Origin of the sequence: Pseudomonas sp. Irchel 3A18, assembly GCF_900187465.1 — a bacterium.
Classification (GTDB): Bacteria; Pseudomonadota; Gammaproteobacteria; order Pseudomonadales; family Pseudomonadaceae; genus Aquipseudomonas; species Aquipseudomonas cichorii.
The window spans coordinates 1-25,657 of record NZ_FYDI01000001.1; the positions used below are offsets into that span (position 1 = coordinate 1).

At 58.8% G+C, this 25,657-nt stretch carries 25 protein-coding genes; 21 read left to right on the forward strand and 4 right to left on the reverse strand.

Going from position 1 to position 25,657, the window contains the following annotated elements; genetic code table 11:
- The 3 genes from CKW23_RS00005 to CKW23_RS00020 all read right to left on the reverse strand — a co-directional run.
- A partial coding sequence (locus CKW23_RS00005; protein ID WP_143498862.1) for a pyridoxal-phosphate dependent enzyme occupies window positions 1–238 on the reverse strand: 238 nt, incomplete at its 3' end.
- Window positions 239–744: 506 nt separating this feature from the next.
- Complete coding sequence (locus tag CKW23_RS00015) at window positions 745–1,785, reverse strand: AraC family transcriptional regulator (protein ID WP_025260980.1); 1,041 nt, start codon at window positions 1,783–1,785, stop codon at window positions 745–747.
- Window positions 1,786–1,787: 2 nt separating this feature from the next.
- A complete protein-coding gene (locus CKW23_RS00020) occupies window positions 1,788–2,933 on the reverse strand; it encodes a nitrilase-related carbon-nitrogen hydrolase (protein ID WP_025260979.1) in 1,146 nt (381 codons plus the stop codon).
- Between the two features lie 202 nt (window positions 2,934–3,135).
- Between CKW23_RS00020 and CKW23_RS00025 the strand changes: the two genes are divergently transcribed.
- The 7 genes from CKW23_RS00025 to CKW23_RS00055 all read left to right on the forward strand — a co-directional run bounded on the left by CKW23_RS00025 (window position 3,136) and on the right by CKW23_RS00055 (window position 10,767).
- Window positions 3,136–5,172, forward strand: a complete 2,037-nt coding sequence (locus CKW23_RS00025) for an NADPH-dependent 2,4-dienoyl-CoA reductase (protein WP_025260978.1) — start codon at window positions 3,136–3,138, stop codon at window positions 5,170–5,172.
- A gap of 479 nt (window positions 5,173–5,651) precedes the next feature.
- Window positions 5,652–5,891: a hypothetical protein gene (locus CKW23_RS26100; RefSeq protein ID WP_143008699.1), complete on the forward strand. Its 240-nt coding sequence runs from the start codon at window positions 5,652–5,654 to the stop codon at window positions 5,889–5,891.
- A gap of 136 nt (window positions 5,892–6,027) precedes the next feature.
- Window positions 6,028–6,420: an S-type pyocin domain-containing protein gene (locus CKW23_RS00035; RefSeq protein ID WP_074568962.1), complete on the forward strand. Its 393-nt coding sequence runs from the start codon at window positions 6,028–6,030 to the stop codon at window positions 6,418–6,420.
- Entirely contained in the window at window positions 6,395–6,955 is a 561-nt protein-coding gene (locus CKW23_RS27090) for a bacteriocin immunity protein (RefSeq protein ID WP_338108984.1), read from the forward strand. Before CKW23_RS00035 ends, CKW23_RS27090 begins: the two co-directional genes overlap by 26 nt.
- Before the next feature lie 95 nt (window positions 6,956–7,050).
- The gene (locus CKW23_RS00045; protein ID WP_025260976.1) at window positions 7,051–7,959 is read left to right on the forward strand and encodes a 1-aminocyclopropane-1-carboxylate deaminase/D-cysteine desulfhydrase; all 909 of its coding nucleotides are present in this window, start codon (window positions 7,051–7,053) and stop codon (window positions 7,957–7,959) included.
- A gap of 104 nt (window positions 7,960–8,063) precedes the next feature.
- Window positions 8,064–9,398: an MFS transporter gene (locus CKW23_RS00050; protein ID WP_025260975.1), complete on the forward strand. Its 1,335-nt coding sequence runs from the start codon at window positions 8,064–8,066 to the stop codon at window positions 9,396–9,398.
- Window positions 9,399–9,558: 160 nt separating this feature from the next.
- A complete protein-coding gene (locus tag CKW23_RS00055; protein WP_095066825.1) occupies window positions 9,559–10,767 on the forward strand; it encodes an MFS transporter in 1,209 nt (402 codons plus the stop codon).
- On the opposite strand, the gene CKW23_RS00060 is transcribed toward CKW23_RS00055, so the two are convergent.
- A complete protein-coding gene (locus tag CKW23_RS00060; RefSeq protein WP_095066826.1) occupies window positions 10,768–11,751 on the reverse strand; it encodes a DUF1853 family protein in 984 nt (327 codons plus the stop codon).
- A 165-nt stretch (window positions 11,752–11,916) separates the two neighbouring features.
- Here CKW23_RS00060 and CKW23_RS00065 point away from each other — a divergent pair, with 165 nt between their 5' ends.
- The 14 genes from CKW23_RS00065 to CKW23_RS00130 all read left to right on the forward strand — a co-directional run bounded on the left by CKW23_RS00065 (window position 11,917) and on the right by CKW23_RS00130 (window position 25,640).
- Entirely contained in the window at window positions 11,917–12,807 is an 891-nt protein-coding gene (locus tag CKW23_RS00065) for an NAD(+) kinase (protein WP_025260972.1), read from the forward strand.
- Complete coding sequence (locus CKW23_RS00070; RefSeq protein WP_025260971.1) at window positions 12,807–13,778, forward strand: metallophosphoesterase; 972 nt, start codon at window positions 12,807–12,809, stop codon at window positions 13,776–13,778. Before CKW23_RS00065 ends, CKW23_RS00070 begins: the two co-directional genes overlap by 1 nt.
- Window positions 13,775–14,647: a rhomboid family intramembrane serine protease gene (locus tag CKW23_RS00075; RefSeq protein WP_095066827.1), complete on the forward strand. Its 873-nt coding sequence runs from the start codon at window positions 13,775–13,777 to the stop codon at window positions 14,645–14,647. Before CKW23_RS00070 ends, CKW23_RS00075 begins: the two co-directional genes overlap by 4 nt.
- A gap of 28 nt (window positions 14,648–14,675) precedes the next feature.
- On the forward strand, window positions 14,676–14,936 hold the full coding sequence (locus tag CKW23_RS00080; protein WP_025260969.1) for a YeaC family protein: 261 nt from the start codon (window positions 14,676–14,678) through the stop codon (window positions 14,934–14,936).
- On the forward strand, window positions 14,933–15,766 hold the full coding sequence (locus CKW23_RS00085; RefSeq protein WP_177434610.1) for a DUF2797 domain-containing protein: 834 nt from the start codon (window positions 14,933–14,935) through the stop codon (window positions 15,764–15,766). Before CKW23_RS00080 ends, CKW23_RS00085 begins: the two co-directional genes overlap by 4 nt.
- 13 nt (window positions 15,767–15,779) lie before the next feature.
- Window positions 15,780–18,440: an aminopeptidase N gene (pepN, locus tag CKW23_RS00090; protein ID WP_095066828.1), complete on the forward strand. Its 2,661-nt coding sequence runs from the start codon at window positions 15,780–15,782 to the stop codon at window positions 18,438–18,440.
- A 351-nt stretch (window positions 18,441–18,791) separates the two neighbouring features.
- Window positions 18,792–19,445, forward strand: a complete 654-nt coding sequence (locus CKW23_RS00095) for a YjfI family protein (protein WP_095066829.1) — start codon at window positions 18,792–18,794, stop codon at window positions 19,443–19,445.
- Window positions 19,446–19,471: 26 nt separating this feature from the next.
- Entirely contained in the window at window positions 19,472–20,179 is a 708-nt protein-coding gene (locus tag CKW23_RS00100; protein ID WP_095066830.1) for a PspA/IM30 family protein, read from the forward strand.
- Window positions 20,180–20,265: 86 nt separating this feature from the next.
- Window positions 20,266–21,291, forward strand: coding sequence for an ion channel (locus CKW23_RS00105; protein ID WP_095066831.1), 1,026 nt, complete (start codon window positions 20,266–20,268; stop codon window positions 21,289–21,291).
- The gene (locus CKW23_RS00110; protein WP_095066832.1) at window positions 21,288–21,941 is read left to right on the forward strand and encodes a YjfK family protein; all 654 of its coding nucleotides are present in this window, start codon (window positions 21,288–21,290) and stop codon (window positions 21,939–21,941) included. Before CKW23_RS00105 ends, CKW23_RS00110 begins: the two co-directional genes overlap by 4 nt.
- A 13-nt stretch (window positions 21,942–21,954) precedes the next feature.
- Complete coding sequence (locus CKW23_RS00115) at window positions 21,955–22,380, forward strand: DUF350 domain-containing protein (protein WP_095066833.1); 426 nt, start codon at window positions 21,955–21,957, stop codon at window positions 22,378–22,380.
- Window positions 22,381–22,407: 27 nt separating this feature from the next.
- Window positions 22,408–23,148: a DUF1190 domain-containing protein gene (locus CKW23_RS00120; RefSeq protein ID WP_095066834.1), complete on the forward strand. Its 741-nt coding sequence runs from the start codon at window positions 22,408–22,410 to the stop codon at window positions 23,146–23,148.
- A 12-nt stretch (window positions 23,149–23,160) separates the two neighbouring features.
- The gene (locus tag CKW23_RS00125; protein WP_095066835.1) at window positions 23,161–24,318 is read left to right on the forward strand and encodes a glutathionylspermidine synthase family protein; all 1,158 of its coding nucleotides are present in this window, start codon (window positions 23,161–23,163) and stop codon (window positions 24,316–24,318) included.
- A gap of 281 nt (window positions 24,319–24,599) precedes the next feature.
- Window positions 24,600–25,640 carry a YCF48-related protein gene (locus CKW23_RS00130; RefSeq protein ID WP_095066836.1) on the forward strand — a complete coding sequence of 347 codons (1,041 nt, stop codon included), beginning with the start codon at window positions 24,600–24,602 and terminating at the stop codon, window positions 25,638–25,640.
- The last annotated feature ends 17 nt before the right edge of the window (window positions 25,641–25,657 follow it).

Consider the following 25,657-nt stretch of genomic DNA (forward strand, 5'->3'; position numbering starts at 1 on the left):
CTGCCGAGGCCGTGACCACGCCACGCGCCAGTTCTTCAGGGCTCAGTTGCGCCAGCTTGTTGTAGGCCCCGCGAATCTTGAAGGAGAACACCGGTTGCAGGTCTTCGCGCTTGAGCAATATCTGGTTGGCCAGACGCTCGGAAAGCTGGCGGGCGCCCTGCAGCGGGGTTTCGACAGCGACGTCATAGACGCGGGAAGTGAGGATCTTGCGGGCGTAGTGGTTGAGTAGATCGGTCATCGCGTCAACCCCTTGGACAAGGGCAGGATGATCAGCTTCAAAAGCAGGCGAGGGGCGATAGAGCGTTGGATGATGATCATGTCTGACTCCTGGTGCTGAAAGTAGCCCGGGAGACAGAAAAAACCCGCCTCCAGGGCGGGTTTTTTGCAAACGTCGGCTAACCCGCCATGACTGGAATGACGGTAATAATAATCTGGCCGAAGTTTTGCTTGATTGAGTTCATGAGTCGGAGGTTATGGCGGGAGGTGCTGCCAAGTCAAGGGTGAATTGAGTGCGCTAAATTCCTCTGGGCAGTGCTCGTATTTTTATAAGGCGTAACATTTTTATTCACATTGGCACTTTACTGTGGTGGCTGTGGTCAGTTATTTCAGTGTTTCCACCCATGTAATCAATCACGCAAAAGGACTCAAACGATGGACGAGTATCAAGAAGAACTGCTGGAATCCCGCGCCTTTGAACTGGACCCGCTGGAGCCCTCCGACGACGCCACCGAACTGTGAAGGGCGTCAGGCGCTTTGACGCTGGCTGCGGCGAAACTCTCCCGGAGTCTGGCTGTTCCAGCGTTTGAAGGCGCGTTGAAAGGCTTCGGCCGAGGCAAAACCCAATAGGTACGCGATCTCGCCGAACGCCAGTTCAGTGTCGCGGATGTAAGTCATCGCCAGATCACGGCGAGTGTCATTGAGGATGGTGCGAAAGCGGGTGCCTTCATCGGCCAGTTTTCGGCGCAGTGTCCAGGTCGGCAGCTTGAGCCGTGCTGCGATTTCCTCCAGATCCGGTTCCCTTCCACCGTTCAATAACGGTCCCAACAACTGAATGATGCGCTCACGCAGGCTGCGGGTGCGGGTCAGCTGTTCCAGTTCCTTTTCACACAATTGCAGCAAGTGGTGCCATGTGCTCGGGCAATGGTCGGGATTGCGCAGCGCCAGGCTGGCTTGATCCAGACGCAATTGGTTGGTCGCCGCGCCAAAGATCACCGGGTTGTCGCTCATGACGCTGTAGTCGGCGGCATAGCCGGGCGTTTCGAATTCGATCTCGACCCGCTGAGCGCGCAAAGGGCTGGCGGCCAGGGCAGACAGGTTGCTTATCCAGGCACAGAGAATCGAGTCCACTACGAAGCGGTTATAGGCGTTGTAAGGGCTGATGGAGTAGAAGCGCAGCCAGGCACCTTCTGCATCTTCATGAAAGCTGGACTGACCGCGATAGTTGGAGCCATACAGCGCCTCGAAACGGCTCAGGACACGCGCCGCTTCCCGCACATTCGGTGCCTGGGCTGCCGTGACGCCCGCCAGCCCGAGCTGACTGAGGCGACTCAGTTGACCCATGCGCAAACCCAGTCCCGGTTGCCCGGTGAGCTGGATGGCCGCATACCCGAGGCGCATATAGCGCGGGATCGACAGGCGTGCGCCGGCTTCGCTCAGGCGCGCCGTGTCCAGTCCATATTGCTCCAGAAGCGGGGCCGGATCATGGCCGAAACTGCGCACGGCATCTCCCAGGCTCTGGATAAAGCCCACTGACAGATCCCCGAGGCGCAGCGTCAAGTCAGGCATGTTCAGAGCCAGATATTGATAAGGCGGGCACCGCTCATGGCGCTGTTTTCCACCTGTTGCTCGTCGATGATCTGCCCGTTGTCACTGGCAAAGCCTTGTCCGGAGCTGCCCTGATTCCAGAACTGCCCATGCAGGAACACGCTGATCCCGGCCCGGGCGTTACTGTCGGGTTTGCGACCGGTCAGGGTCAGTTGGTGCCAGGCCTCGCCTTCGCTGATCGTTCCGGGCTTGAGGTCGGTGTCAGGGTTTTCACTCTTGTCCCGCAAGCCGCGCCATGAACCGGCCCAACTGCTTTTGCCGGGCACGAAGGCAGGCACTGCAATCAGCTCGGCGCCACTTTCATTCAGGCGTGCGTAATTGGAGGGATACCAGCTGTCACTGCCGATCAGCACGGCCAGACGACCTGCCGGCGTGTCGATGACGCTCAGAGGCGCACGACTTTGTGTTTCGACGTAATCGTGCTGATAGTGGCTCGCAAACAATTGGCGTTGAGGCTGACCGAGCGGCAGGCCGTCGCTGCCAAAGACCAGGCTGCTGTTATACAGATCGCCACTGCCGATGCGCAGTTGACCCTCTTCGATACGGGGCTCCGGCAACACGATGCTGCCTGCCACCAGAGTGACGCCAAACTCCCTGGCCAGACCGCCGAACAGGGTTTGATAGTTCTGCGCCATGCTGCTGGCCTTCATGCGCAGATAGGTATCCTCCAGCCGGTTCTCGCCGGTGGCCTGGACGAAAGCCTTGATGAATTGCAGCGGGTTGCTCCAGGGCAGCCAGCTCATGGCGTCATCCCGGTCGCTTGCCTGGAAGAGTTCGTTCTTCTCCCCGGACACGAACAGCCAGGTGCCTACATGCTCCGGCAGAATCACAATGGTCCGGGCATTGATCAGGCCCAGCTCGCGTGCATGTTGCAGATACGCCGCCAGCTTGCGGTGCAGGCGTTGGGGATTCTGGTAGTCGGTGGGGAACAGCTCGGGTTCGATTCCCAGCAGATTGCCGCGCTCGCCCGGCTGGCCTTCGTTGATGGCCAGATGAATGCGCAGGTCGGACAGGTAATGTCCCTGCGGGCGTTGCTGGGTCCAGAGGCCATAACTGACCAGAGCTGCCATGCTCGCCAGGATGAGGCAGATGCCGAAGAATTTACGCATAAAAGGCTATCAAGGTCCGATCAAGACAGGACACTAGCCTGCCTGCACGTTTGGATCAATAACTTGTCACTTTCGGTCATTGAGCGAGACGAAGCGGCTCTTTACTGTTTATGTCATGAACGGGCCGCACAATGAGCCTGCACTACAACAAGAGGGCACAGAGATGCCTTCGTTTTACGTGATGAAACCGATGGAGCGCCCCATGACCGCCACGAGCTATCCGCACCTGCTGGCCCCGCTGGACCTGGGTTTCACGACCCTGCGCAACAGGACCCTGATGGGCTCCATGCATACCGGCCTTGAAGAAAGGCCCGGAGGTTTCGAGCGCATGGCGGCGTACTTTGCCGAGCGCGCCCGGGGTGGCGTAGGGCTGATGGTCACCGGTGGTATCGCGCCGAACAAGGAAGGCGGTGTTTACAAGGGCGCTGCAAAACTGACCACGCCTGAAGAGGCCGAGCAACATCGCGTCGTCACTGAGGCGGTGCATGAGGCCGGTGGCAAGATCTGCCTGCAGATCCTGCATGCCGGGCGTTACGCCTACAGCCCCGATCAGGTCGCTCCCAGCGCCATCCAGGCACCGATCAACCCGTTCACGCCGCGAGAGCTGGACGAGGAAGGCATCGAAAAGCAGATCCGTGATTTCGTCACCTGTTCGACCCTGGCCCAAAGCGCTGGCTACGACGGCGTTGAAGTCATGGGCTCCGAAGGCTATTTCATCAACCAGTTCCTGGTCGCGCAGACCAACCACCGCACCGACCGCTGGGGTGGCAGCTACGAAAACCGCATGCGCCTGCCGGTGGAAATCGTGCGCCGGGTGCGTGAAGCCGTCGGGCCTGAGTTCATCATCATTTTTCGCCTTTCGATGCTGGATCTGGTGGAAGGTGGCAGCACCTGGGAAGAAATCGTGACCCTGGCCAAGGCCATCGAGCAGGCCGGTGCGACCATCATCAACACCGGGATTGGCTGGCATGAAGCACGCATCCCGACCATCGCGACCAAAGTGCCGCGTGGTGCCTTCAGCAAGGTCACGGCCAAGCTGCGCGGTGCCGTGAAGATCCCGTTGATCACCACCAACCGCATCAATACGCCCGAAATCGCCGAGCAGATTCTGGCCGAAGGCGATGCCGACATGGTGTCCATGGCCCGACCGTTTCTGGCTGACCCGGAGTTCGTCAACAAGGCTGCCGCTGGCCGTGCCGAGGAGATCAATACCTGCATCGGCTGCAACCAGGCCTGCCTGGACCACACCTTTGGCGGCAAACTCACCAGTTGTCTGGTCAACCCGCGTGCCTGCCATGAAACCGAACTCAATTACCTGCCAGTGCGGCAGGTCAAGAAAGTCGCAGTGGTGGGCGCGGGGCCTGCTGGCCTTGCTGCTGCCAGCGTGGCGGCAGAGCGCGGGCATCAGGTGACGCTGTTCGACTCGGCCAGTGAAATCGGCGGCCAGTTCAACATCGCCAAGCGCATACCGGGCAAGGAAGAGTTCTATGAAACCTTGCGCTACTTCAAGCACAAACTGAAAAACACCGGTGTCGAGTTGCGTCTTGAGACACGTGTTGCCGTGCAGGATCTGCTGGATGGCGGTTTCGACGAAGTGCTGCTTGCCACCGGCATCGCGCCTCGTACGCCTGCCATTCCCGGCATCGATCACCCCAAGGTACTGAGCTATCTGGACGTGATCCTGCAACGCAAGCCGGTGGGCCATAGCGTGGCAGTGATCGGTGCGGGCGGGATCGGGTTCGATGTGTCGGAGTTTCTGGTTCATCAGGGCGTCTCCACCAGCCAGGATCGTGATGCCTTCTGGAAGGAGTGGGGCATCGACACCAGCCTGCAGGCGCGTGGCGGTGTGGCAGGCATCAAGGCCGAGGTCCACGCTCCGGCGCGTCAGGTTTTCCTGTTGCAGCGCAAGGACACCAAGGTCGGCGATGGCCTGGGCAAGACCACCGGCTGGATACACCGCACCGGCCTGAAAAACAAACAGGTGCAAATGCTCAACAGTGTGCAGTACCTGAAAATCGACGATGCCGGCCTGCATATCCGCATTGGCGAGGGCGAAGAAAAACTGCTGCCAGTGGACAACGTCGTCATCTGTGCCGGCCAGGACCCGTTGCGCGAGTTGTATGACGGATTGGTCGCGGCGGGGCAGAGCGTCCATCTGATCGGCGGCGCGGATGTCGCTGCCGAGCTGGATGCCAAGCGGGCGATCGATCAGGGATCGCGACTGGCTGCGGCCTTGTAATTTTGAACTGAGCCATTCTTTTTAGTTGAAAGGGCGCGCAAGCGCCTTTTCTTTTTGGTGCGAAAATACTGTCTTGGCTTCGGGTGTTTCCTACGGCCAGTTGCGGCGTGTCTGATTTTGATTTTTCAAAAAATCAAACTTTATATTTGTGGTTCTTGCTTGCAATAAATTGTATTGATCTTGTTTTGATGTTGCTTTACATTTTTCTTGTGTGGTGTTTAAACGGATTTTGTTTGGTGGTCTTTTCTCTATTGGTCTGTTTAATTTTAATAACTGCATGGATGCATTTTTATACGTGCCTGAAGTCCTGTGTTCAGGGAGCTGGCCCGTTGTTTTAAGGATAATTAATGCCAAGGAAACAAATAACACTGCCGCCTATTTATAGTGGGGCGCAGCCTCCGACTGTGGATTTTAGTCTTGGACGCTCAACGGGAGCGTCAGCGCCCGCGATACCTGAAGCTATGCGGTTTGGACTTTTCATGTATCACACCCTCCTGGATTGGGAGAAAAGCTTTCAAACCAGTCTGGCTTTGCTTGATTCAGCTCTTGGTCAAGAACTCAGTGTCGCTCGTGGGGGCATTATTCAAGACACAAATACGATCGAAGGGATTCAGCGTGAGTTGATTTTGCGCGGACAGCTTATGGAAAAAAGAGAGCTGAAATCCAACAGGTTTCTTCGGAGGCGGAGCGATTTTATGGGACTGATCCATTGTCGTTGAGTCATAAGCAGCAAATGGATGTAGTTATCCGTCTTATGAACGGTCACCCCCGTCCCAGAGAACTTCATTGGTTTGCCCAAACTTCTCATGAAGCAGATTATAAGCGCCGTTTTGCACAGGAGTCACATCGAGAAACGTGCGGGTTGTCGCTGCGGTATATGATTCTGTACAGAATGTTTACTCGGCCTCGACGCCGGATATACCGTCCAAGACCCTGATCTGGACGCCAATAGCCGATCCAGGCAACAGTTCTAATGCACTACCTGTCGATACACCTCAAGTGTCAGTGTATAGCGGTGCCACATTGATACCTGTTGCTGGCAGGATTGACACCTATCCGGAACTCGATGATGTCGAGATCGGTGATTATGTTTTTATATTTTCTGCTGATTCTGGACTGTCTGCACTTTACGTGGTTTTCCAGAGTCCTGGAAATATGCCAGAAGTCGTGAGCGGAGAGGGGCAGACTGTTGCAGGTCACTGGTTAGGATCACTGGCAGAGGGTGAAGGAGCTCCTATACCGAAGTAAGCAGTTCAGTAATTTTTCACGCTTTAGAGAGGCCTTCTGGAAGCTGGTAGCGGAGGATGAACTCCTCGTAAGTCAGTTTTCTTCGGAAAATAAGGTACTGATGCAGAAGGGCTATGCTCCATATACTCCGAAGAAGCAAAGTGTCGGTGAAAGGAAGGTGTTTGAGATTCATTATGTAGATTTTATATCTAACGGAGGCGCTGTTTATGATTTGGATAATATGCGTATTCTTACCCCCGCACGTTATATTAAATTGCATTCGGAGGTGAAACATGGCGGAGTTGAAAGGCACTTAGAGGATGACTCCGAATTGGAGTTTATCCGTTTTGTGAGTGACATTTGTGCAGTCAATGCGATGAGTGAGGCTGAGCATGGGCGATGGGTTATCCATTTTGAGAATGTTACCGAGCATCCCGACGGGAGTGATCTTATCTATTACCCGCAGCCAGATGCAGACTCTTCTCCAGAAGGCATCGTGAATACCATCAAGCAGTGGCGAGCCGAAAACGGCAAGCCTGGGTTCAAGGTCGAGTGATCGGGATGTCTGCAAGTTGCTGAGTGTGGGGACCAAGGCCCAGCGGTATACAAAAGCTGTACACTTCGTCCCGTCCCCTCATTTCTGGTCTTTTCATGCTGGCCTCTGCACTGACCTGGCATCCTGCCGCCCCGCTCGAACTCCTGAACCTGCCCTGGTTGAAACGGGCAGGTATCGAAGTCGCAATCCTGCGACTGGACCTGATCGATCCCCTGATCAGCGGCAACAAGTGGTTCAAGCTCACCGAGCATCTGGCCTGTGCGGTTCAGTTGGGCGCGGCGGGTGTCATCAGCCTGGGTGGCGCTCATTCCAATCATCTGCATGCGCTGGCTGCGGCGGGCAGGCGTTTCGGTTTTCCCACGGTGGGCCTGTTGCGCGGCCATGAGCAGCAGACGCCTACGGTGCTTGATCTGCAAGCCTTCGGGATGCAATTGCACTGGCTGGGCTATGCCGGTTACCGCGCACGGCATGACGAGGGGTTCTGGTCGCCATGGCAGGCGCAGTATCCCGAGCTGTATCCGATCCCCGAAGGTGGAGGAGGCATGCCCGGCGCGCTGGGCTGTGCCCGATTGCTGGGCTTGATAAAACAGCCGTTGCAGTCCTTGGGCTGGGAGGATTATCACGCCTGGTGGCTGGCGGCGGGTACCGGAACCACTCTGGCCGGGCTGGTGTTGGCGGAGGCGGGCGCTCACCCGGTATATGGTGCGCTGGCGGTTCCGGATGATCATGGCGTTGCCCGCAATGTGTCGGCCTTGGTGGGCGTGCCTTCGGGATATCAATTGCTGGATGCCAGTCGCGGCGGATTTGCCAGAACCGATGCGCATCTGCTGGCGTTTATCGCCGGCAGTGAAGCGCAAAGCGGTATTCCGCTGGAGCCGCTCTACACCGGTAAAGCGCTGCTGGCCCTGCACCATGAAGTGGCAGCCGGGCGCTTCATTCCGGGCACTCGCCTGATTTTCGTTCACACCGGCGGCCTGCAAGGTCGGCGGGCAATGATGTCCTGAGGCCGGGCGTCGTCCCTGACTATGTGGATGACACTTTCAGAGTAAAGCCTTCCATTCACTGTCCTGATAATCGGTCCATTCCCCCATCAATGGCCGAGGTCAGCATGACAACTACCGTCGTAGAGCAGGTCGATCCTGCGACTTTGAGAAAGGTCATAGTGGCGGCCGCGCTGGGTAACTTTGTCGAATGGTTCGACTTTGCGGTCTATGGATTTCTCGCGACCACCATCGCTTTGCAGTTCTTCCCCAGTACCGACACCAGTGCTGCGTTGCTGAAAACCTTCGCGGTCTTTGCCGTTGCCTTCGCCTTCCGGCCTCTGGGCGGGATTTTCTTTGGAATGCTCGGTGACAGGATCGGTCGCAAGCGTACGCTGGCCATCACCATTCTGTTGATGGCGGGTGCCACGACCCTGATTGGTCTGTTGCCCACGTATGCGGCCATTGGTGTGACCGCTCCCATTCTGCTGACCATCATTCGCTGCGCCCAGGGTTTTTCGGCGGGCGGTGAATATGCCGGTGCCTGTGCCTATCTGATGGAGCACGCTCCGCAGGATCAGCGTGCCTGGTACGGCAGTTTTCTGCCGGTTTCGACCTTCTCGGCCTTTGCTGCCGCCGCCGTGGTGGCCTATGCGCTGGAGGCGTCATTGTCGGCGGAAACCATGGGTAGTTGGGGCTGGCGCCTGCCGTTTCTGATTGCGGCACCCCTGGGACTGGTCGGTGTGTACCTGCGCTGGAGGCTGGACGAAACCCCGGCGTTCCAGGCGGTGGCACAGGAACATGCGGTGGCCCATTCGCCACTCAGGGAAACCCTGCGCAACCATGGCGGGGCCATTTGCTGCCTGGGGGCGTTCATTTCCCTGACGGCGCTGTCGTTCTATATGTTCACCACTTACTTCGCGACCTACCTGCAAGTGGCCGGTGGCTTGAGTCGGGCCACGGCGTTGCTGGTGTCGTTGATCGCCTTGTTGTTTGCCGCTGCGATCTGTCCGCTGGCCGGTGCTTATTCCGACCGGGTCGGGCGACGCGCCACTGTGGTTACGGCCTGTGTCTTGCTGATGCTGGTGGTGTTTCCGTCTTTCCTGATGGCCAGTTCGGGATCGTTCGCGGCTTCGATTTTCGGGGTAATGCTGTTGGCTGTCGGCGCGGTATTGTGTGGCGTGGTCACGGCGGCGCTGCTTTCGGAAACCTTCCCGACTCGTACCCGATACACGGCCTCGGCCATCACCTACAACATGGCCTACACCCTGTTCGGTGGTACCGCGCCGTTGGTGGCGACCTGGTTGATCAGCACCACTGGCAGTAACCTGTCGCCAGCCTTTTATCTGATTGCGGTGGCGGCTCTGGCATTGGTGGGTGGCCTGGCGTTACCAGAGACTTCGAAGATTTCCCTGCATGACGTGGCAGGGCATCGAGAAACGGGCGACCTGGTTCACGAATGAACTCACTGTTGTCTGGAGTTCACGAAGCTCATCGCAAAAGAGCAATAAAAAATGGCACGGATGCCCTGAAAAATGGCAAATTGGCGACCCCGTCTCGATATGACACATTTTGTAATATCAGAATGAGGGTATTCCAAAACCATTTTTACGGATGAAATGTATGGCGATCAGCGCTCAGCCCGGCACTCCCGCGGCTTCGACGACTCCGCAGAGCAGCCCACTGGTGATGCGCATTATCGGCGCGGTTGCCCTGGCGCATTTGATCAACGACTTGATCCAGGCCATCCTGCCGTCGATCTACCCAATGCTCAAGGCCAGCTATGACTTGAGCTTCACCCAGATCGGGCTCATTACCCTGACCTTTCAGATCACGGCCTCGCTGCTGCAACCCTGGGTCGGCTATTACACCGACCGGCATCCCAACCCGCTGGTCCTGCCACTGGGTTCGATCTGTACCTTGATCGGTATTGTGATGATGTCGATGGTGGGCAGTTTTCCGCTGATCCTGTTGGCATCGGCGCTTATCGGCATCGGTTCATCGACCTTTCACCCTGAAGCTTCGCGTATTGCACGGCTGGCTTCCGGTGGGCGTTTCGGGCTGGCGCAATCGACCTTCCAGGTCGGCGGCAATACCGGTTCGGCGTTCGGCCCGTTGCTGGCGGCTGCGATCATCATTCCGTTCGGTCAGGGCAATGTGGCCTGGATCGGCCTGTTTGCCCTGTTTTCTCTGGGCTTGCTGTACGCCATCAGCCGTTGGTATCGGGCGCACCTGAACCTGTTCAAACTCAAGGCCGGTCAGGCGGCGACACACGGCCTGTCGAGAGAGCGGGTGATTCTGTCTCTGGGCATTCTGGCGTTTCTGGTGTTTTCCAAGTTCTTCTACATGACCAGCCTCACCAGCTACTTCACGTTCTACCTGATCGAGAAGTTCGACCTGTCGGTGGCCAGCTCGCAACTGCATCTGTTCCTGTTCCTGGGCGCAGTGGCGGCGGGCACGTTCTTTGGCGGCCCGATTGGCGACAGGATTGGCCGCAAGAAAGTGATCTGGTTTTCGATTCTGGGCGCGGCACCTTTCACCCTGGCGCTGCCTTATGCCGATCTGTTCTGGACCAGCGTCCTGAGCGTCATTATCGGTTTCATCCTGGCGTCGGCGTTTTCCGCCATCGTTGTTTATGCGCAGGAGTTGGTGCCGGGCAATGTGGGCATGATCGCCGGTATCTTCTTTGGCCTGATGTTCGGCTTTGGCGGGATCGGCGCGGCGTTGCTGGGTTATCTGGCTGACAGCCACGGCATTCTGTACGTCTATAACCTGTGTTCGTACCTGCCGTTGCTCGGCATCCTGACCCTCTTCCTGCCCAAGACCAAGTGATCAGACCGGCGGTGTCGAAACGGCCACTGAACTGAGGGTGTTACTGGTGTCGGCCAGATTTGGCCACATGTCCGACACCAGAAACAGCCGCTCGGTTTCTTCCCACTCGCCCTGCGGGTTTTGATTCAGACGCACCAGCAGTTGCGCCGGAGCCAGCGGGTCGAGCCGGGTAAGCCAGTCCTGCAATTGCTCATGGCTCCAGGCCTGAGCGTAATGCGCCGGTGCCAGCCAGGCATGACGGGGCAAAGGTTGCCAGCGCCCCGTCGGACTTTGTTCGATGAACTCCTCCCAATCTCGTTGATGCAGCCAGCGCCCCTTGAGGTGCTGGCTATGGGCACCTGCGGGTGAGCGTGCCTGTCCCGGCCAGGGATAAAGCAGATAGCCACCCAGCCACAGCTCGGCAGTGAAGTCTTCGATACCCAGCGCCGACAGCGTAGCCCGGCTTTCCGGGCGTGCGGACATCGGCAGTTGATGCTGGCTCAGGTGGGTGAGCTTGCGGTCCAGCCGGTCATGGCACCCAGGGCCGAGCCATTGCGCCGCGTCGCTGCCGTCGCCGTCCTGCGGCCCGAGATAGAGTTTGATGGCCAGCTCCACGTGATGCACGCCATCGCGGTCGCGCAGCAGCATGTCCAGTTCGCCCAGGGTGTGACCTTCCAGACGAATCGGCAGGTTGGCGGCGATGATCTCTACACCCGGCGCATGATGCACCGCAAACTGCCAGAGCCGCTCGTAGTAAAGCCCCAGCCTGCGCGTCGCGCTGAGCGACAGCCAGTGTTCCAGCGGGGAACTGTCCCGATCCAGTTGATACAGGAAGTCTGCCAGTTGATCGGGGTGCTGTACCCAGTCGCTGCCGGTCAATGGATGACGTTGCGGCCATGGCGTTGCATCGAGCATGGGCGGCGCGAGGATGACCCAGGCCAGGTCGCGCACCTCTGGATGGCGCAACTGGCGAGGGAGGTCGATCAGGTCGGGAAATAGAGTCATGCACCGAGAATAGCCCCCATCCCCCCGTACAAGCGAATTCATTCGCGAAGTGAAGTGCGGCCAAGGCCCCGCGCACGGTTTTAGAGTGCATACATTGCCGCTACCAGGCCCTTTCGCCCATAATCCCTTTCTTTGAAGCCGTATCGAACCCGCAGCAGGAGCCCCATGGAGCAATTTCGCAATATCGGCATCATCGGTCGTCTGGGCAGTGTCCAGGTGCTCGATACCGTTCGCCGACTCAAGAGATTCCTGTTGGACCGGCATCTGCACGTCATTCTGGAAGACACCATCGCTGAAGTGCTGCCCGGCCACGGTCTGCAGACCTCGTCGCGCAAGATGCTCGGCGAAGTGTGCGACATGGTCATTGTGGTGGGCGGCGATGGCAGCCTGTTGGGCGCGGCGCGGGCGCTGGCCAAGCACAATGTTCCGGTACTGGGCATCAACCGTGGCAGCCTGGGCTTTCTCACCGATATCCGTCCTGACGAGTTGGAAGTCAAAGTCGCTGAAGTGCTGGAAGGCCACTATCTGGTGGAAAACCGCTTCCTGCTTCAGGCCGAAGTCCGTCGCCATGGCGAGGCGATTGGTCAGGGCGATGCACTCAACGACGTGGTGCTGCACCCTGGTAAGTCCACGCGGATGATCGAGTTCGAGATCTATATCGATGGCCAGTTCGTCTGCAGCCAGAAGGCTGACGGCCTGATCGTCGCCACGCCGACCGGCTCGACCGCCTACGCGCTGTCGGCAGGCGGGCCGATCATGCACCCCAAGCTCGACGCCATCGTCATCGTGCCCATGTACCCGCACACGCTGTCCGGTCGGCCGATAGTGGTCGACGGCAACAGCGAGCTGAAAATCGTGGTGTCCAAGGACATGACCATCTATCCCCAGGTGTCCTGTGATGGCCAGAACCATTTCACCTGCGCTCCGGGCGATACCATTACCGTCAGCAAGAAATCCCAGAAACTGCGCCTGATTCATCCGCTGGATCACAACTATTACGAAGTCTGCCGCACCAAGCTCGGCTGGGGCAGCAGACTCGGCGCCGGAGGAGACTGATGCTTGATCCTGCGCGTGGCTACGATCTGATCGGTGACGTGCACGGTTGTGCTCATACCCTTGAGCACTTGCTGGAGTTGCTCGGTTACCGTTTCCAGGCGGGCGTCTGGCGTCACCCTGAACGCAAGGTGATTTTCTTGGGCGATATCATTGACCGCGGCCCGCGGATTCGCGAAGCGCTGCATATCGTGCGCGATATGGTCCAGGCAGGTCAGGCTTATTGCATCATGGGCAACCATGAGTTCAATGCGCTGGGCTGGGTGACACCGGCCCTGCCCGAAGGCAGCCAGCGCTTCGTGCGTGAGCACACGCCGCGTCATGCGCGACTGATCGGCGAAACGCTGGCGCAGTTCGAGCAGTATCCGGCGGAGTGGAACGAATTTGTCCAGTGGTTCTACGAGCTGCCGCTGTACATCGATGCCGGCCGTTTCCGCGTGGTTCATGCCTGCTGGGACCCAAGCCTGATCGAGCCGCTGCGCGGCCTGCACGGCAATGGCTGCATCGACAAGCATTTCGTCCAGGCTTCGGCGGTGCCGGGCAGTTTTGCCAGTGGCGTTTTCAACCGTCTGTTGCGCGGCACTGACATGCGGCTGCCCCATGGCCTGACCCTGACCGGTGGCGATGGCCTGTCCCGTGCCTTCTTCCGCACCAAATTCTGGGAAGACGACCCACAGACTTATGGCGACGTGGTGTTCCAGCCCGACGCCTTGCCTGAAGGCGTGGCCAAGACGCCGTTGTCCACTTCGGAAAAGAACGCTCTGCTGCGCTATGGCATCGACGAGCCATTGCTGTTTGTTGGCCATTACTGGCGCAGCGGCATACCGGCTCCGATCCGTCCCAACCTGGCCTGCCTGGATTACAGTGCCGTGCTCTACGGCAAGCTGGTCGCGTACCGACTGGATCAGGAAACACAGATCGATCCAGGCAAATTCGTCTGGGTCGATGTGCAGCGTCCCGAGGTTTCACAATGAACCCCGTTGCCGTTCTGCGATTGCCCCTGAGCACCGATCTGACAGGCTTCATCAGCTTTCTTCAGCGTCTGGGCGTTCCTCATCGGGTCAGCGAAGAGGCAGGTGAGCAAGTGCTCTGGGTACCGGATGTCGGGCAACTGGCCGAAGAAGTGCGCGCGCTGTACGCACGCTTTCCGGAGGGTGACGACACTTATGAGTTACCACCGGGCGCCGCTTTGACCGAAGTGAAACGCCTCGGCTTCGCTCAACAGTTGCGCAACAGCCCGATGACCGCCCTGGTGCTGCTGGCGACCCTGATCGTCGCCGGTCTCACCTTGTTGGGGGATGACCTCGATACTGTGCGCTGGCTGACGTTCCTGGACTTTCAGGTCCAGGGCGAATACGCGATGTTCACGCCCCTTGCCGACAGTCTGGCAGCAGGGGAGTGGTGGCGGATCTTTACCCCGATGCTGATCCACTTCGGCATTCTGCATCTGTCCATGAACGGCCTGTGGTACTGGGAACTGGGACGACGTATCGAACTGCGCCAGGGGCGCTGGCACCTGCTGGGCCTGACGTTGCTGTTCGCCGCGTTCTCCAACTCTGTCCAATATGCTTTTGGTGGCCCGAGCCTGTTTGGCGGGTTGTCGGGTGTTCTGTACGGGTTATTGGGGCATTGCTGGATTTTCCAGTGGCTGGCGCCCAACCCGATCTATCGCATGCCTCGTGGCGTGCTGATCATGATGCTGGTCTGGCTGGTGCTCTGCCTGTCCGGGCTGGTGAGCCTGCTGGGTTTTGGAGATATCGCCAACGGTGCCCATGTCGGTGGCCTGATCGTTGGTTGTTTTACAGGTCTTGTGGGTGGTGCCATTGCCCGCCGCAGAGCCTAGAATTACCCCCTATTTTCTGGAGTACGGCATGTCCTCTTTTGTTGAAATGATTGAAAACATCACCCCGGACATCTATGAGAGCCTGAAGCTGGCCGTGGAAATCGGCAAGTGGTCCGATGGCCGCAAGCTGACTCAGGAGCAGCGTGAACTGTCCTTGCAGGCGTTGATCGCTTGGGAAGCGCAGAACCTGCCGGAAGACCAGCGCATCGGTTACATGGGGCCGCAGGAATGTGCGTCCAAGTCCGAGCCAGTGGCCAATATCCTGTTCAAGTCGGATGCCATCCATTGATCGAGATTGGTCGCGGAGCAGTCAACAAAATGTCGGCGCGTCAGGATGAGGCGTCGTTCGTGCAATACGGTTTTCGGCTGGGCGATGCGGAAATCCCGTTCAACCCGCTGATCGGCAAGACGGTGCGTCTGGAATACCTGGGTGCCATCCATTGCAGCCATTGCGGTCGCAAGACCAAATCCAGCTACAGCCAGGGCTATTGCTACCCGTGCATGCTCAAGCTGGCCCAGTGCGACGTGTGCATCATGAGCCCGGAGAAGTGCCATTACGAGCACGGCACCTGCCGGGACCCGTCCTGGGGCGAGCAGTTCTGCATGACCGACCACATTGTCTATCTCGCCAATTCATCGGGCGTGAAGGTCGGTATCACTCGGGCCACCCAGTTGCCGACCCGCTGGCTGGATCAGGGCGCAAGCCAGGCCTTGCCGATTTTGCGTGTGGCGACCCGGCAGCAGTCCGGTTTCGTCGAAGACCTGCTGCGCAGTCAGGTCGCGGACCGCACCAACTGGCGCGCCTTGCTCAAGGGCGATGCCCAGCCGGTGGATCTCAAGGCCATTCGCCAGGAACTGTTCGACAGTTGCGCTGCCGGACTACACGAGTTGCAAGGCCGCTTCGGCCTGCAGGCCATTCAGTTGCTGCATGAAGCCGAGCCTGTAGCGTTTCGTTATCCGGTCGAGGCGTATCCGACCAAGATCGTCAGCTTCAACCTGGACAAGAACCCGATTGCCGAGGGCACGCTGCTGGGGATCAAGGGCCAATACCTGATTTTCGATACCGGCGTGATCAATATTCGCAAATACACGGCCTATCAACTGGCCGTGCATCAGTAATAAGGACTCCAGTATGCGTACTGAACAACCGAAAATGATTTACCTGAAAGACTATCAGGCGCCTGAGTACCTCATTGACGAAACGCATCTGACATTCGAGTTGTTCGACGACCATTCTCTGGTGCACGCACAACTGGTCATGCGTCGTAACCCGGAACGTGGCGCTGGCTTGCCGCCGCTGGTGCTGGACGGTCAGCTTCTGGAACTCGTGTCGCTGCAACTGGACGATGTCGAGCTGAGTCCTGCCGATTACGAGCTGACGCCCGACCACCTGACATTGCATCCCAAGGCTGAGCGTTTCACGGTCGACAGCACCGTGCGCATTCACCCGGAAACCAACACCGCGCTGGAAGGCTTGTACAAGTCCAGCGGCATGTTCTGCACCCAGTGCGAGGCCGAAGGTTTCCGCAAGATCACCTATTACCTCGACCGCCCGGACGTGATGAGCAAGTTCACCACGACCCTGAGCGCCGACAAGCATGATTTCCCGGTGCTGCTGTCCAACGGCAACCCGATTGCCAGCGGCCAGGAAGACGATGGCCGCCACTGGGCCACCTGGGAAGACCCGTTCATGAAACCGGCGTACCTGTTTGCGCTGGTGGCCGGTGACCTGTGGTGTGTCGAAGACACCTTCACCACCATGAGCGAACGTGTCGTGACCCTGCGCATCTACGTCGAGCCGGAAAACATCGACAAGTGCCAGCACGCCATGGACAGCCTCAAGAAGTCCATGCGCTGGGACGAAGAAACCTACGGTCGCGAATACGACCTGGACATCTTCATGATCGTGGCCGTGAACGACTTCAACATGGGCGCCATGGAGAACAAGGGCCTCAATATCTTCAACTCCAGCGCCGTGCTGGCCCGTGCCGAAACCGCCACCGATGCCGCTCACCAGCGGGTCGAGGCGATTGTGGCCCACGAATACTTCCACAACTGGTCGGGTAACCGCGTGACCTGTCGCGACTGGTTCCAGTTGTCGCTCAAGGAAGGCTTCACGGTCTTCCGTGACTCCGGCTTCTCGGCGGACATGAACTCGGCCACGGTCAAGCGCATCCAGGATGTCGCTTACCTGCGCACTCACCAGTTCGCCGAAGATGCCGGCCCCATGGCCCATGCCGTGCGCCCGGACAGCTTTATCGAGATTTCCAACTTCTACACCCTGACCGTCTACGAAAAGGGCTCCGAAGTCGTGGGCATGATCCACACCCTGCTGGGCGCCGAAGGCTTCCGCAAGGGCAGCGACCTGTACTTCGAGCGCCACGACGGCCAGGCCGTGACCTGTGACGACTTCGTCAAGGCCATGGAAGACGCCAATGGCGTTGACCTGACCCAGTTCAAGCGCTGGTACAGCCAGGCCGGTACACCTCGTCTGGCGGTCAGCGAGTCTTACGACAGTGCGGCGCGCACCTACAGCCTGACTTTCCGTCAGAGCTGCCCGCAGACGCCGGACAAACAGGAAAAGCTGCCGTTCGTGATTCCGGTCGCGCTGGGTCTGCTGGACAAGCAGGGTGGCGAGATTGCCTTGCGCCTGTCCGGCGAAGCCGCCGCCAGCGGGACGTCCCGCGTGCTGTCGGTGACTGAAGCCGAGCAGACCTTCACCTTTGTCGATATCGCTGAAAAGCCGCTGCCGTCCCTGCTGCGTGGTTTCTCCGCACCGGTCAAGCTCAGCTTCCCTTACGACCGCGACCAGTTGATGTTCCTGATGCAGCACGACAGCGATGGCTTCAATCGCTGGGAGGCTGGTCAGCAACTGTCGGTGCAAGTGCTGCAAGAGTTGATCGCTCAGCATCAGCAAGGTCAGCCACTGGTCATGGACCAGCGTCTGGTGACGGCATTGGGCACCGTACTGGCGGACGAGCAGCTGGATCAGGCCATGGTCGCCGAGATGCTGTCGCTGCCGGGCGAGGCGTACCTCACTGAAATCAGCGAAGTGGCGGATGTCGATGCCATCCATGGGGCCCGCGAGTTTGCGCGTCAGCAGATTGCCGACAGTCTGTTCGATGCGCTGTGGGCTCGTTATCAGGCCAATCGCAGCCTGTCGAAAACCACGCCTTACATCGCCGAAGCCGAGCATTTCGCCCGTCGCAGCCTGCAGAACATTGCGCTGTCGTACCTGATGCTCAGCGCCAGGCCGCAGGTGCTGGAAGCTGCCATCGAGCAGTTCGATGCCGCCGACAACATGACCGAACGTCTCACAGCGCTGGCGGTGCTGGTCAATTCGCCATTTACCGAAGAGCGCGCCAAGGCTCTGGCCGTGTTTGCCGAAAACTTCAAAGGCAATCCGCTGGTCATGGACCAGTGGTTCAGCGTCCAGGCGGGCAGCACCCAGCCCGGTGGCCTGCAACGGGTCAAGGAGCTGATGCAGCATCCGGCGTTCAACATCAAGAACCCGAACAAGGTTCGAGCCCTGATCGGTGCCTTCGCCGGCCAGAACCTGATCAACTTCCATGCGGCAGATGGCTCCGGCTATCGCTTCCTGGCGGATCTGGTGATCGAGCTCAATGGCTTCAACCCGCAGATCGCTTCTCGCCAACTGGCACCGTTGACCCGCTGGCGCAAGTACGACAGCGCCCGTCAGGCGTTGATGAAGGCCGAGCTTGAGCGCATTCGCAGCTCCGGCGAGCTGTCGTCGGACGTGTTCGAAGTGGTGAGCAAAAGCCTGGCGGTGTAAGGCCTGACGCGGCATTGAGTACGCTGTGGAAAAGGTGCTGTTCGCGGTTGCGGACAGCACCTTTTTTACGTCTGGAATCGCCTGGTTTCTGATTCGAAAAAATATCACATGTGAGGCGTATCTATCCGTCAGGGCATCTGCTAAGTTGCGGACCTGATCCAAGGCGAAATGACAGGGTAATGCTGATCAGTTGGTGGCCAGGTTGCAATCCGTGGGAGGGGCCTTGGCCGCGACAGCCAGCTTTCAGGCGCTGAAAATGTATTGCCTGCAAGCAAGTCGTCGCGGCCAAGGCCCCTCCCACAAGTGACATATTCCTTGACTGATCGGCATTAACATCACAGGGGAACGCCAGTGCCTCGTAAAACCAAAGGCGACAGTTCAGTACTCCCGGCCAAGGTGTCAAAGAGTTCTACCGATTACATGCGTGAAATGCGTCTGCGACTCAAGGAAGCGGGTCTGGTCAAGCGTGAGTTCTGGATCCGCCCTGAAAACGTCGATGCATTGCGCGGCATCGAAAAAGCGCTAAGGCAGCCCTTTCTGGGCGACAGAATCAAATTGGAGGATTTCATGACCGAGAACACCCACTGGACCATCAGCTCCCTGCAGAAGTCTCTGGCCGAGCTGGATCTGGTCACTCAAGGTGAAATTGAGCTGGCCGTGACCGAAGGTGCCGAGGCCGGCATCCGGTTGACCATGAAAGGCTATGGCGACCTGCCGATCTACATTGCGGTGGCGGGCGACCAGATCCTGGCCGATGCCACGCTGATCGAAGTGAGCAACATCAAGGATGTGGCCGCTTTCAACAATGTCGTCCTGCGCAGCCGCGACCTGTTTCCCCTGTCGTCGGTGGGTATCGAAACCCTGGCTGACGACCAGGAAGTCTATTGCCTGTTTGGCGCACTGAGCGCCGCATCGTCCCTAACGGTGATTGTTCAGGAAATCTTTACCCTCGCGGACAACGTGATCCGTGCGGCCGAAGCTTTCGACGACCATTTCATCCGCTGAATAGTCCTGTCAGGAGGAAAGAATTCATGACCACAAGTATCTGGAAAAAACTGGTGACTGCCGTTCGTGGCGGTGCTTCCGAAGTCGGCGAGTCGATTGTCGATGCCAATGCCATCCGCATTCTGGACCAGGAAATCCGCGACGCCGACAGTGCACTGGTCAAGGCCCGCGACGGCCTGATCACCATCAAGGCCAAGCACAAGCTGTCCGCTCAGCGTCTTGAAGAGCACGCCACCAGCATTGCCAACTGGGAAAACCGTGCCCTGCAGGCACTGAACAAGGGGGAAGAATCCCTGGCCGTCGAGTGCGCGGCAAAGGTCGCAGAGATCGAAGCCCTGCGCGATCAGGAGCAGGAGCTGGCCGATCAGTTCAACAAGCAGGTCAATCTGTTGCAGGATCAGGTGCTCAAGGCCGAATCCCGCATCAAGGGCCTCAAGCAGCAGGTCGAAATGGCCAAGGCTCGTGAAACCGTGCAAAAGGCGCGGGTTGCCACGGCCTCGGCGACCGGTGGTGCCAGCGGCTCGGTAGAAAATGCGGTGAGTTCTCTGGCGCGTCTGAAGCAGCGTCAGGATGAACAGGACGCCAAGCTGGAAGCGGCTGAAGAAATGGCCAGCCAGTCCAGCGGCAGCGACCTTGAGCGTCGCCTGCAGGACGCTGGCATCGGCGCCAAGAATGGCGGTGCCGAAGATGTGCTGGCGCGCCTGAAGGCCCGTAACCAGACACCCGCCCAGTAAGCTGTCTGGAAGGGATGGCTGCAAAGGCCATCCCGTGCGGGGGCGGGGCTGTACGGAAGTGAACGCTGACTCAAGGATTTGAACGGATGACCCTGTTTCTGTTGCTTCGGCGTCACGCCTCGGTATTCTTCGACCGGTTCGGCTGGGCTGGTATCGGTATATTGCTGGCCGTGCATTATTCCGTTTCATGGGTGTTGCTGACCCTGGCCGGCGAGGAGCATCTGCTTCAGGGCGTCGATTTCACCTATTTCTACCTGACCACCGCGACCACGGTCGGCTATGGCGATCTGTCGCCCAAATCCGGCTGGGGCAAGGTCATCACCACCACCTGGATCATGCTGGGCGGTATCGCCTTGCTGACCGCCGTGATCGGCAAGGCATCGACTTCGGTCGGCGATATCTGGAGAAGAAACATGAAGGGACAGGGCGATTGCTCTGCACTCAAGGGCCATACGGTTCTGGTGGGCTGGGATGGCGAGTCCAGTGAACGCATCGTCGAACTGCTCGATCAGGACGCCTCGACCAGCCGTGGCGGACTGGTGATCTGCGACTCGATCATTGCGGAAAACCCCATGCCGGGCCGGGCATCCTTTATCAAGGGGGATTCCCTGGATTCGCCTGCGCTGTTGATCCGTGCCGGTGTCATCGGTGCCCAGCGGATTCTGGTGCATACCCAGTCCGACAGCCTGACCCTGGCCATTGTGCTGACGCTCAAGAGCCTTGGGCCATCGGGCCATGTCGTGGCTCACTTCAATAATTCCGAGCGGGCGGCGCTGGCCAGAACCTACGCCCCCGAACTGGAATGCACGTCAGACATGGCTATCGAAATGCTGGTCCGTTCCTCTCAGGACCCGGGCTCCAGCAGCGTGATCAACGAGTTGCTGTGCATCGGCCAGGGCGCCACGCAATTCCGCCATGTGCTGCCTGCCGATTTCACGTCCTCCTGCGGCGAGCTCTATGTGCGCCTGCGCCAGGAATTCAATGCCACGCTGATCGGCTATCGCTCGTCTGCCAGCGGGCAGTTCGAGATCAATCCTGCCAATGATGTGTCCATTCGCGGCGGGGAAATTTTCTACATCGCTTCCAGCCGATTGCAGGGAGATGCGCTATGAGTTGGTTCAAACGTGCCATGGGACTGGAGGCGCCCAAGTCGTCCGGTAACGCCAGCGGCCCGACCAGCCCTCTTGGCCTGACTTCGGGGCGCATGCTGTGCCTGGATTCGTCGCTGAAAATGCTGCTCGACGGTCATTCCGAAGTGGTCCTGCCAGGCGACGAAAAGGTCTGGGCCGTGGGCCGTATCGATCTTGGCCAGTCGATGTCCATCCATCGTTTCTATCTGGATAACGAGGATTATTTTCTGCAGGTGGTCAGCAACGGCCCCAATCCTGAAGATATTCAAGACATCATTCTCTTCGGCTATTACAGTGCCTCGCCCATTGCCAGCAAGGACGAGTTACTGCGCCTGACCGGCCCGTCCTCGAAGATCGGCCTGCCGACCTATGAGCACGATGGCGAAGTGTTCGAGCGCCAGTGGGGCACCGAAACCGGTCAGACCGAGCTGACGCCCATGGACGAAGATGTGAGCAGCCCTGACGGCGGCTATCGCATCCGGCACCTGAGCATGCTGTACGCCCGGGAAACGGGCTTGATCAATCGTCGGGAATTTCTGCTGTTTTCGGTAGAAGAAGACGAAGAGGGTGCCATCACCCTGACAACGGCGGTTGGCGTAACGCTGCAATCCACTGATATCAACGTTCTATGACAAGGAAATCCCCATGATCGACGCGCTGCGTATGTCGCTCAACGCCACTGCCGTGTTTGGTTTCATCATGTACATCCTGGTGGCGGCGATTCTGTTCGCCCTGTTCCAGTTCATCTACAGCAGGGTCACGCCTCACAAGGAATTTGCCCTGATCCGCGAGAACAACAGCGCGGCAGCCTTGGCACTGGGCGGCTCGCTGATCGGTTTTGCGCTGCCGGCCAGCAACATCATCACGTACAGCGTCGGCATTCTGGACGTGATCGTCTGGGTGGTGATTGCCGCTGTGGTGCAACTGCTGGCGTTTGGAGTCACCAGTCTGGTGCTCAAGGGCCTTTCGGCGCGCATTGTCAGAGGCGAGACGGCAGCGGCCATCTACTCCGCCAGTGTTGCCATTAGCGTCGGTCTGCTCAACGCGGCCTGCATGACCCCTTCGGTCTGACAGCGGCGACGGTCAAGGAGACTTACGATGAGACGCAGTCCAGCAAAACTAGTGCTTGCCAGCACGCTTCCCCTCGCTCTTTCCGGATGTGGCTCGCCGGACGATACCTCGAATTTCACGGCCCAGGCCAACTTCAAGTCCGTTCAGGAGTGTGTCGAGTCCAAAGTGCCCGTCGATGTGTGCTCGGATGCCTATATGCAGGCCTTGTCCGATCATCGGCGCATTGCACCCACTTACGATGACAAGGCTTCCTGCGATGCCGACTTTGTGCCGGATTACTGTCAGGTCACATCCGACGGCAAGTACATGCCGAAAATGGGCGGCTTCGAGCTGGGTTTCTCCGGCAATGTTCCCAAGGACGCCCTGGACAGGGCCAATCAGGAAGTTGCCCAGTCAGCGCCTGCCGGCATGAGTGGCACCAGTGGCCTGTTGACCGGGTTGCTGATCGGGAATCTGCTCAGCAACGGTTTTGGCAACCAGCGCTATTACTCGCAGCCCGTTTATCAGACTCGCGATGATCGTGGCGGGTATTACACCTCTTCCTTGCCCGGCCAGATAGACCGGGGCAAAACCTTCAGCCGATCGACCCAGGCCAGATCCAGCCCGGACAATAGCTACAGCAAGAACACGCTGGGACGCAGTCTTGGCAGTTCCGGCTCCGGCTCGTCGGTGTCTTCGACGATTTCGCGTGGCGGCTTCGGCAGTCAGGCTTCGGCGCGCAGTGGCTGGGGCGGGAAGAGCAGCGGCGGCAGCAGTTTCGGCGGTTGAGGAAAGCGGCCCATGAAAAAGATCAGCATCCAGGAACGCCCGGACTGGCGAGCCACCGCAGAGCGTGAGGGGTTCGACTTCCACACCATCGACGGCGAACGCTACTGGGACGAGCGCGGGTATTACCTGTTCACCGAGCAGCAGATCACCCGCGATCTTGAAGCGCCGACCCAGGAACTTCACCAGATGTGCCTGGATGCTGTGTCGCGGGTCGTGGACAGCGAAGAACTGCTGGAGCAACTGGCGATTCCCGAGGCGTTCTTCGATCTGATCCGCAGTTCATGGAAGCAGGGGCACCCGCATCTCTACGGGCGTTTCGACTTTGCCTACGACGGCACCGGGCCGGCGAAGATGTACGAAATCAATGCCGATACGCCTACCAGCCTGATGGAAGCCGGGGCATTTCAACTGCTCTGGCTCGAAGAGCAGATGGCCCGGGGCGTGCTGCCGGCTCATGCCACCCAGTTCAACTCCATCGCTGAAGATGTTGTGCGGGCCTTCGCGGAGTTTCCGCGCACCAGCCCGTTCTACTTTTCATCGATGTCCGGTTCGGTGGAAGACCGCGGTACCACGGATTTTCTGCGCCGGATGGCGGCTCATGTCGGCATCGATGCGCGGCATATCGATATCGAAGACATCGGGCTTAACGGCGAAGGGCGTTTCGTCGATATGGAAGGGCGCTGGATCGAGCGGCTGTTCAAGCTGCATGCCTGGGAGCATATCTTTCACGAACCGTTCGGCCAGCACGTGGCGGCCAGTGGCACCCAGTTCGTCGAGCCCGCCTGGAAGGCGATCCTGAGCAACAAGGGCATATTGCCGCTGTTGTGGCAGTTCAACGAAGGCCATCCGAACCTGCTGCCTGCCCATATCGACCGCAACCCCGAAAAGCCTGTCCCCAAAGGCTGGGTCCGCAAGCCGTATTTCTCCCGTGAGGGCGCCAATATCGAAATGCGCACGCCGAGCGATCAGGTGATTGCCGTCGACGGGCCTTACACCGATGCGCCTTACATCCTGCAAGCCTATTCGCCACTGCCGAAATTCGACGACAGCTACACCCTGATCGGCTCCTGGGTGATCGGTGACCTGGCTTCGGGAATCGGCATTCGCGAAGACGAGAGCCTGATTACCAAGGACACCAGCCGGTTTTTGCCCCATGTCGTGATCGATTGATGCCTATTCAAGGCACAAACAACACGTGTGGGAGGCAGCTTGCTGGCGAAGAGGCCTGAAAACTGGCAGAGATTCTGCGGCTGTACGTGAAAGTCGCCAGCAAGCTGCCTCCCACAGAGTCTGCACAATACAGTCCAATTGCGCAGTGCTTAACAAAAGATAACGAGTTGTCGATTGTCACGGATTTGAAAAGCCGACTAGGATGTGACTGCTTCCAAAAGGGTAAGGCTAGAGCGTTCCGGCCTACAGAAAACACCTGATAACAATAACGGGAGAAGTCCATGAGTGAGCCCTTCATCCGGCGCACCCGATCATCCGCGGGCCTGTCCCTGGCGCTTTGCATTGCGCTTCTGACATCAGCAACTGTTTCACAGGCCGCTTCCGATCCTGCAAAACCTTCCGCAGACGCTACCTATTCCATCGAATCCGCCAAGGCCGCACGTGGTCTGTTGCTGGACGTGGCCCATGCCGGTCCGCGGTTGGTGGTGGTTGGCGATCACGGCCATATTCTCTATTCCGACGATCAGGGCAAGAGCTGGGTGCAGGCTAAAGTGCCGACCCGCCAATTGCTGACGGCGGTGTACTTTGTCGATGAACAGCACGGCTGGGCTGTCGGCCATGATGCCCAGGTACTTGCCACCACCGATGGCGGCAAGACCTGGAGCAAGCAGTTCGAGGACCTCAAGCGCGAGGCGCCTTTGCTGGATGTCTGGTTCAAGGACCTGAATAACGGTTTTGCCGTAGGGGCCTATGGCGCATTGTTGACCACCACCGATGGCGGCAAGCAGTGGGAAGATGTCAGCGACCGGCTCGATAACGAAGATCAGTTTCATCTCAACAGCATCGCTCAGGTCAAGGACGCCGGCCTGTTCATTGTCGGTGAAGCGGGCAGCATGTTCCGTTCCGGCGATGACGGCCAGAGCTGGGAAAAGCTCGAAGGCCCTTATCAAGGCTCATTGTTCGGTGTGACCGGCACTGCCCAGCCCTCGACGCTATTGGCCTATGGCCTGCGGGGCAATCTGTTCCGCTCCACCGATTTTGGCGATACGTGGGAAACCATCTCCCTGAATGCAGCCCGCGGGCCGCTGGAGTTCGGTCTGGCCAATGCCACCTTGCTGGCCGATGGTTCGCTGATTCTGGTGGGCAATGGCGGCAGCGTCATGCGCAGCACCGATGATGGCCAGACTTTCGAGATATTCAACCGCCCCGACCGTATTTCACTGGCCGGCGTGACCACCAATGACCGAGGCAATCTGATTCTGGTAGGGCAGGGAGGCGTGCGCGTCGCCTCGCCTACGGGTGCCGAGACGACCCAACAATAAGAACCTTCAGGGCGGGG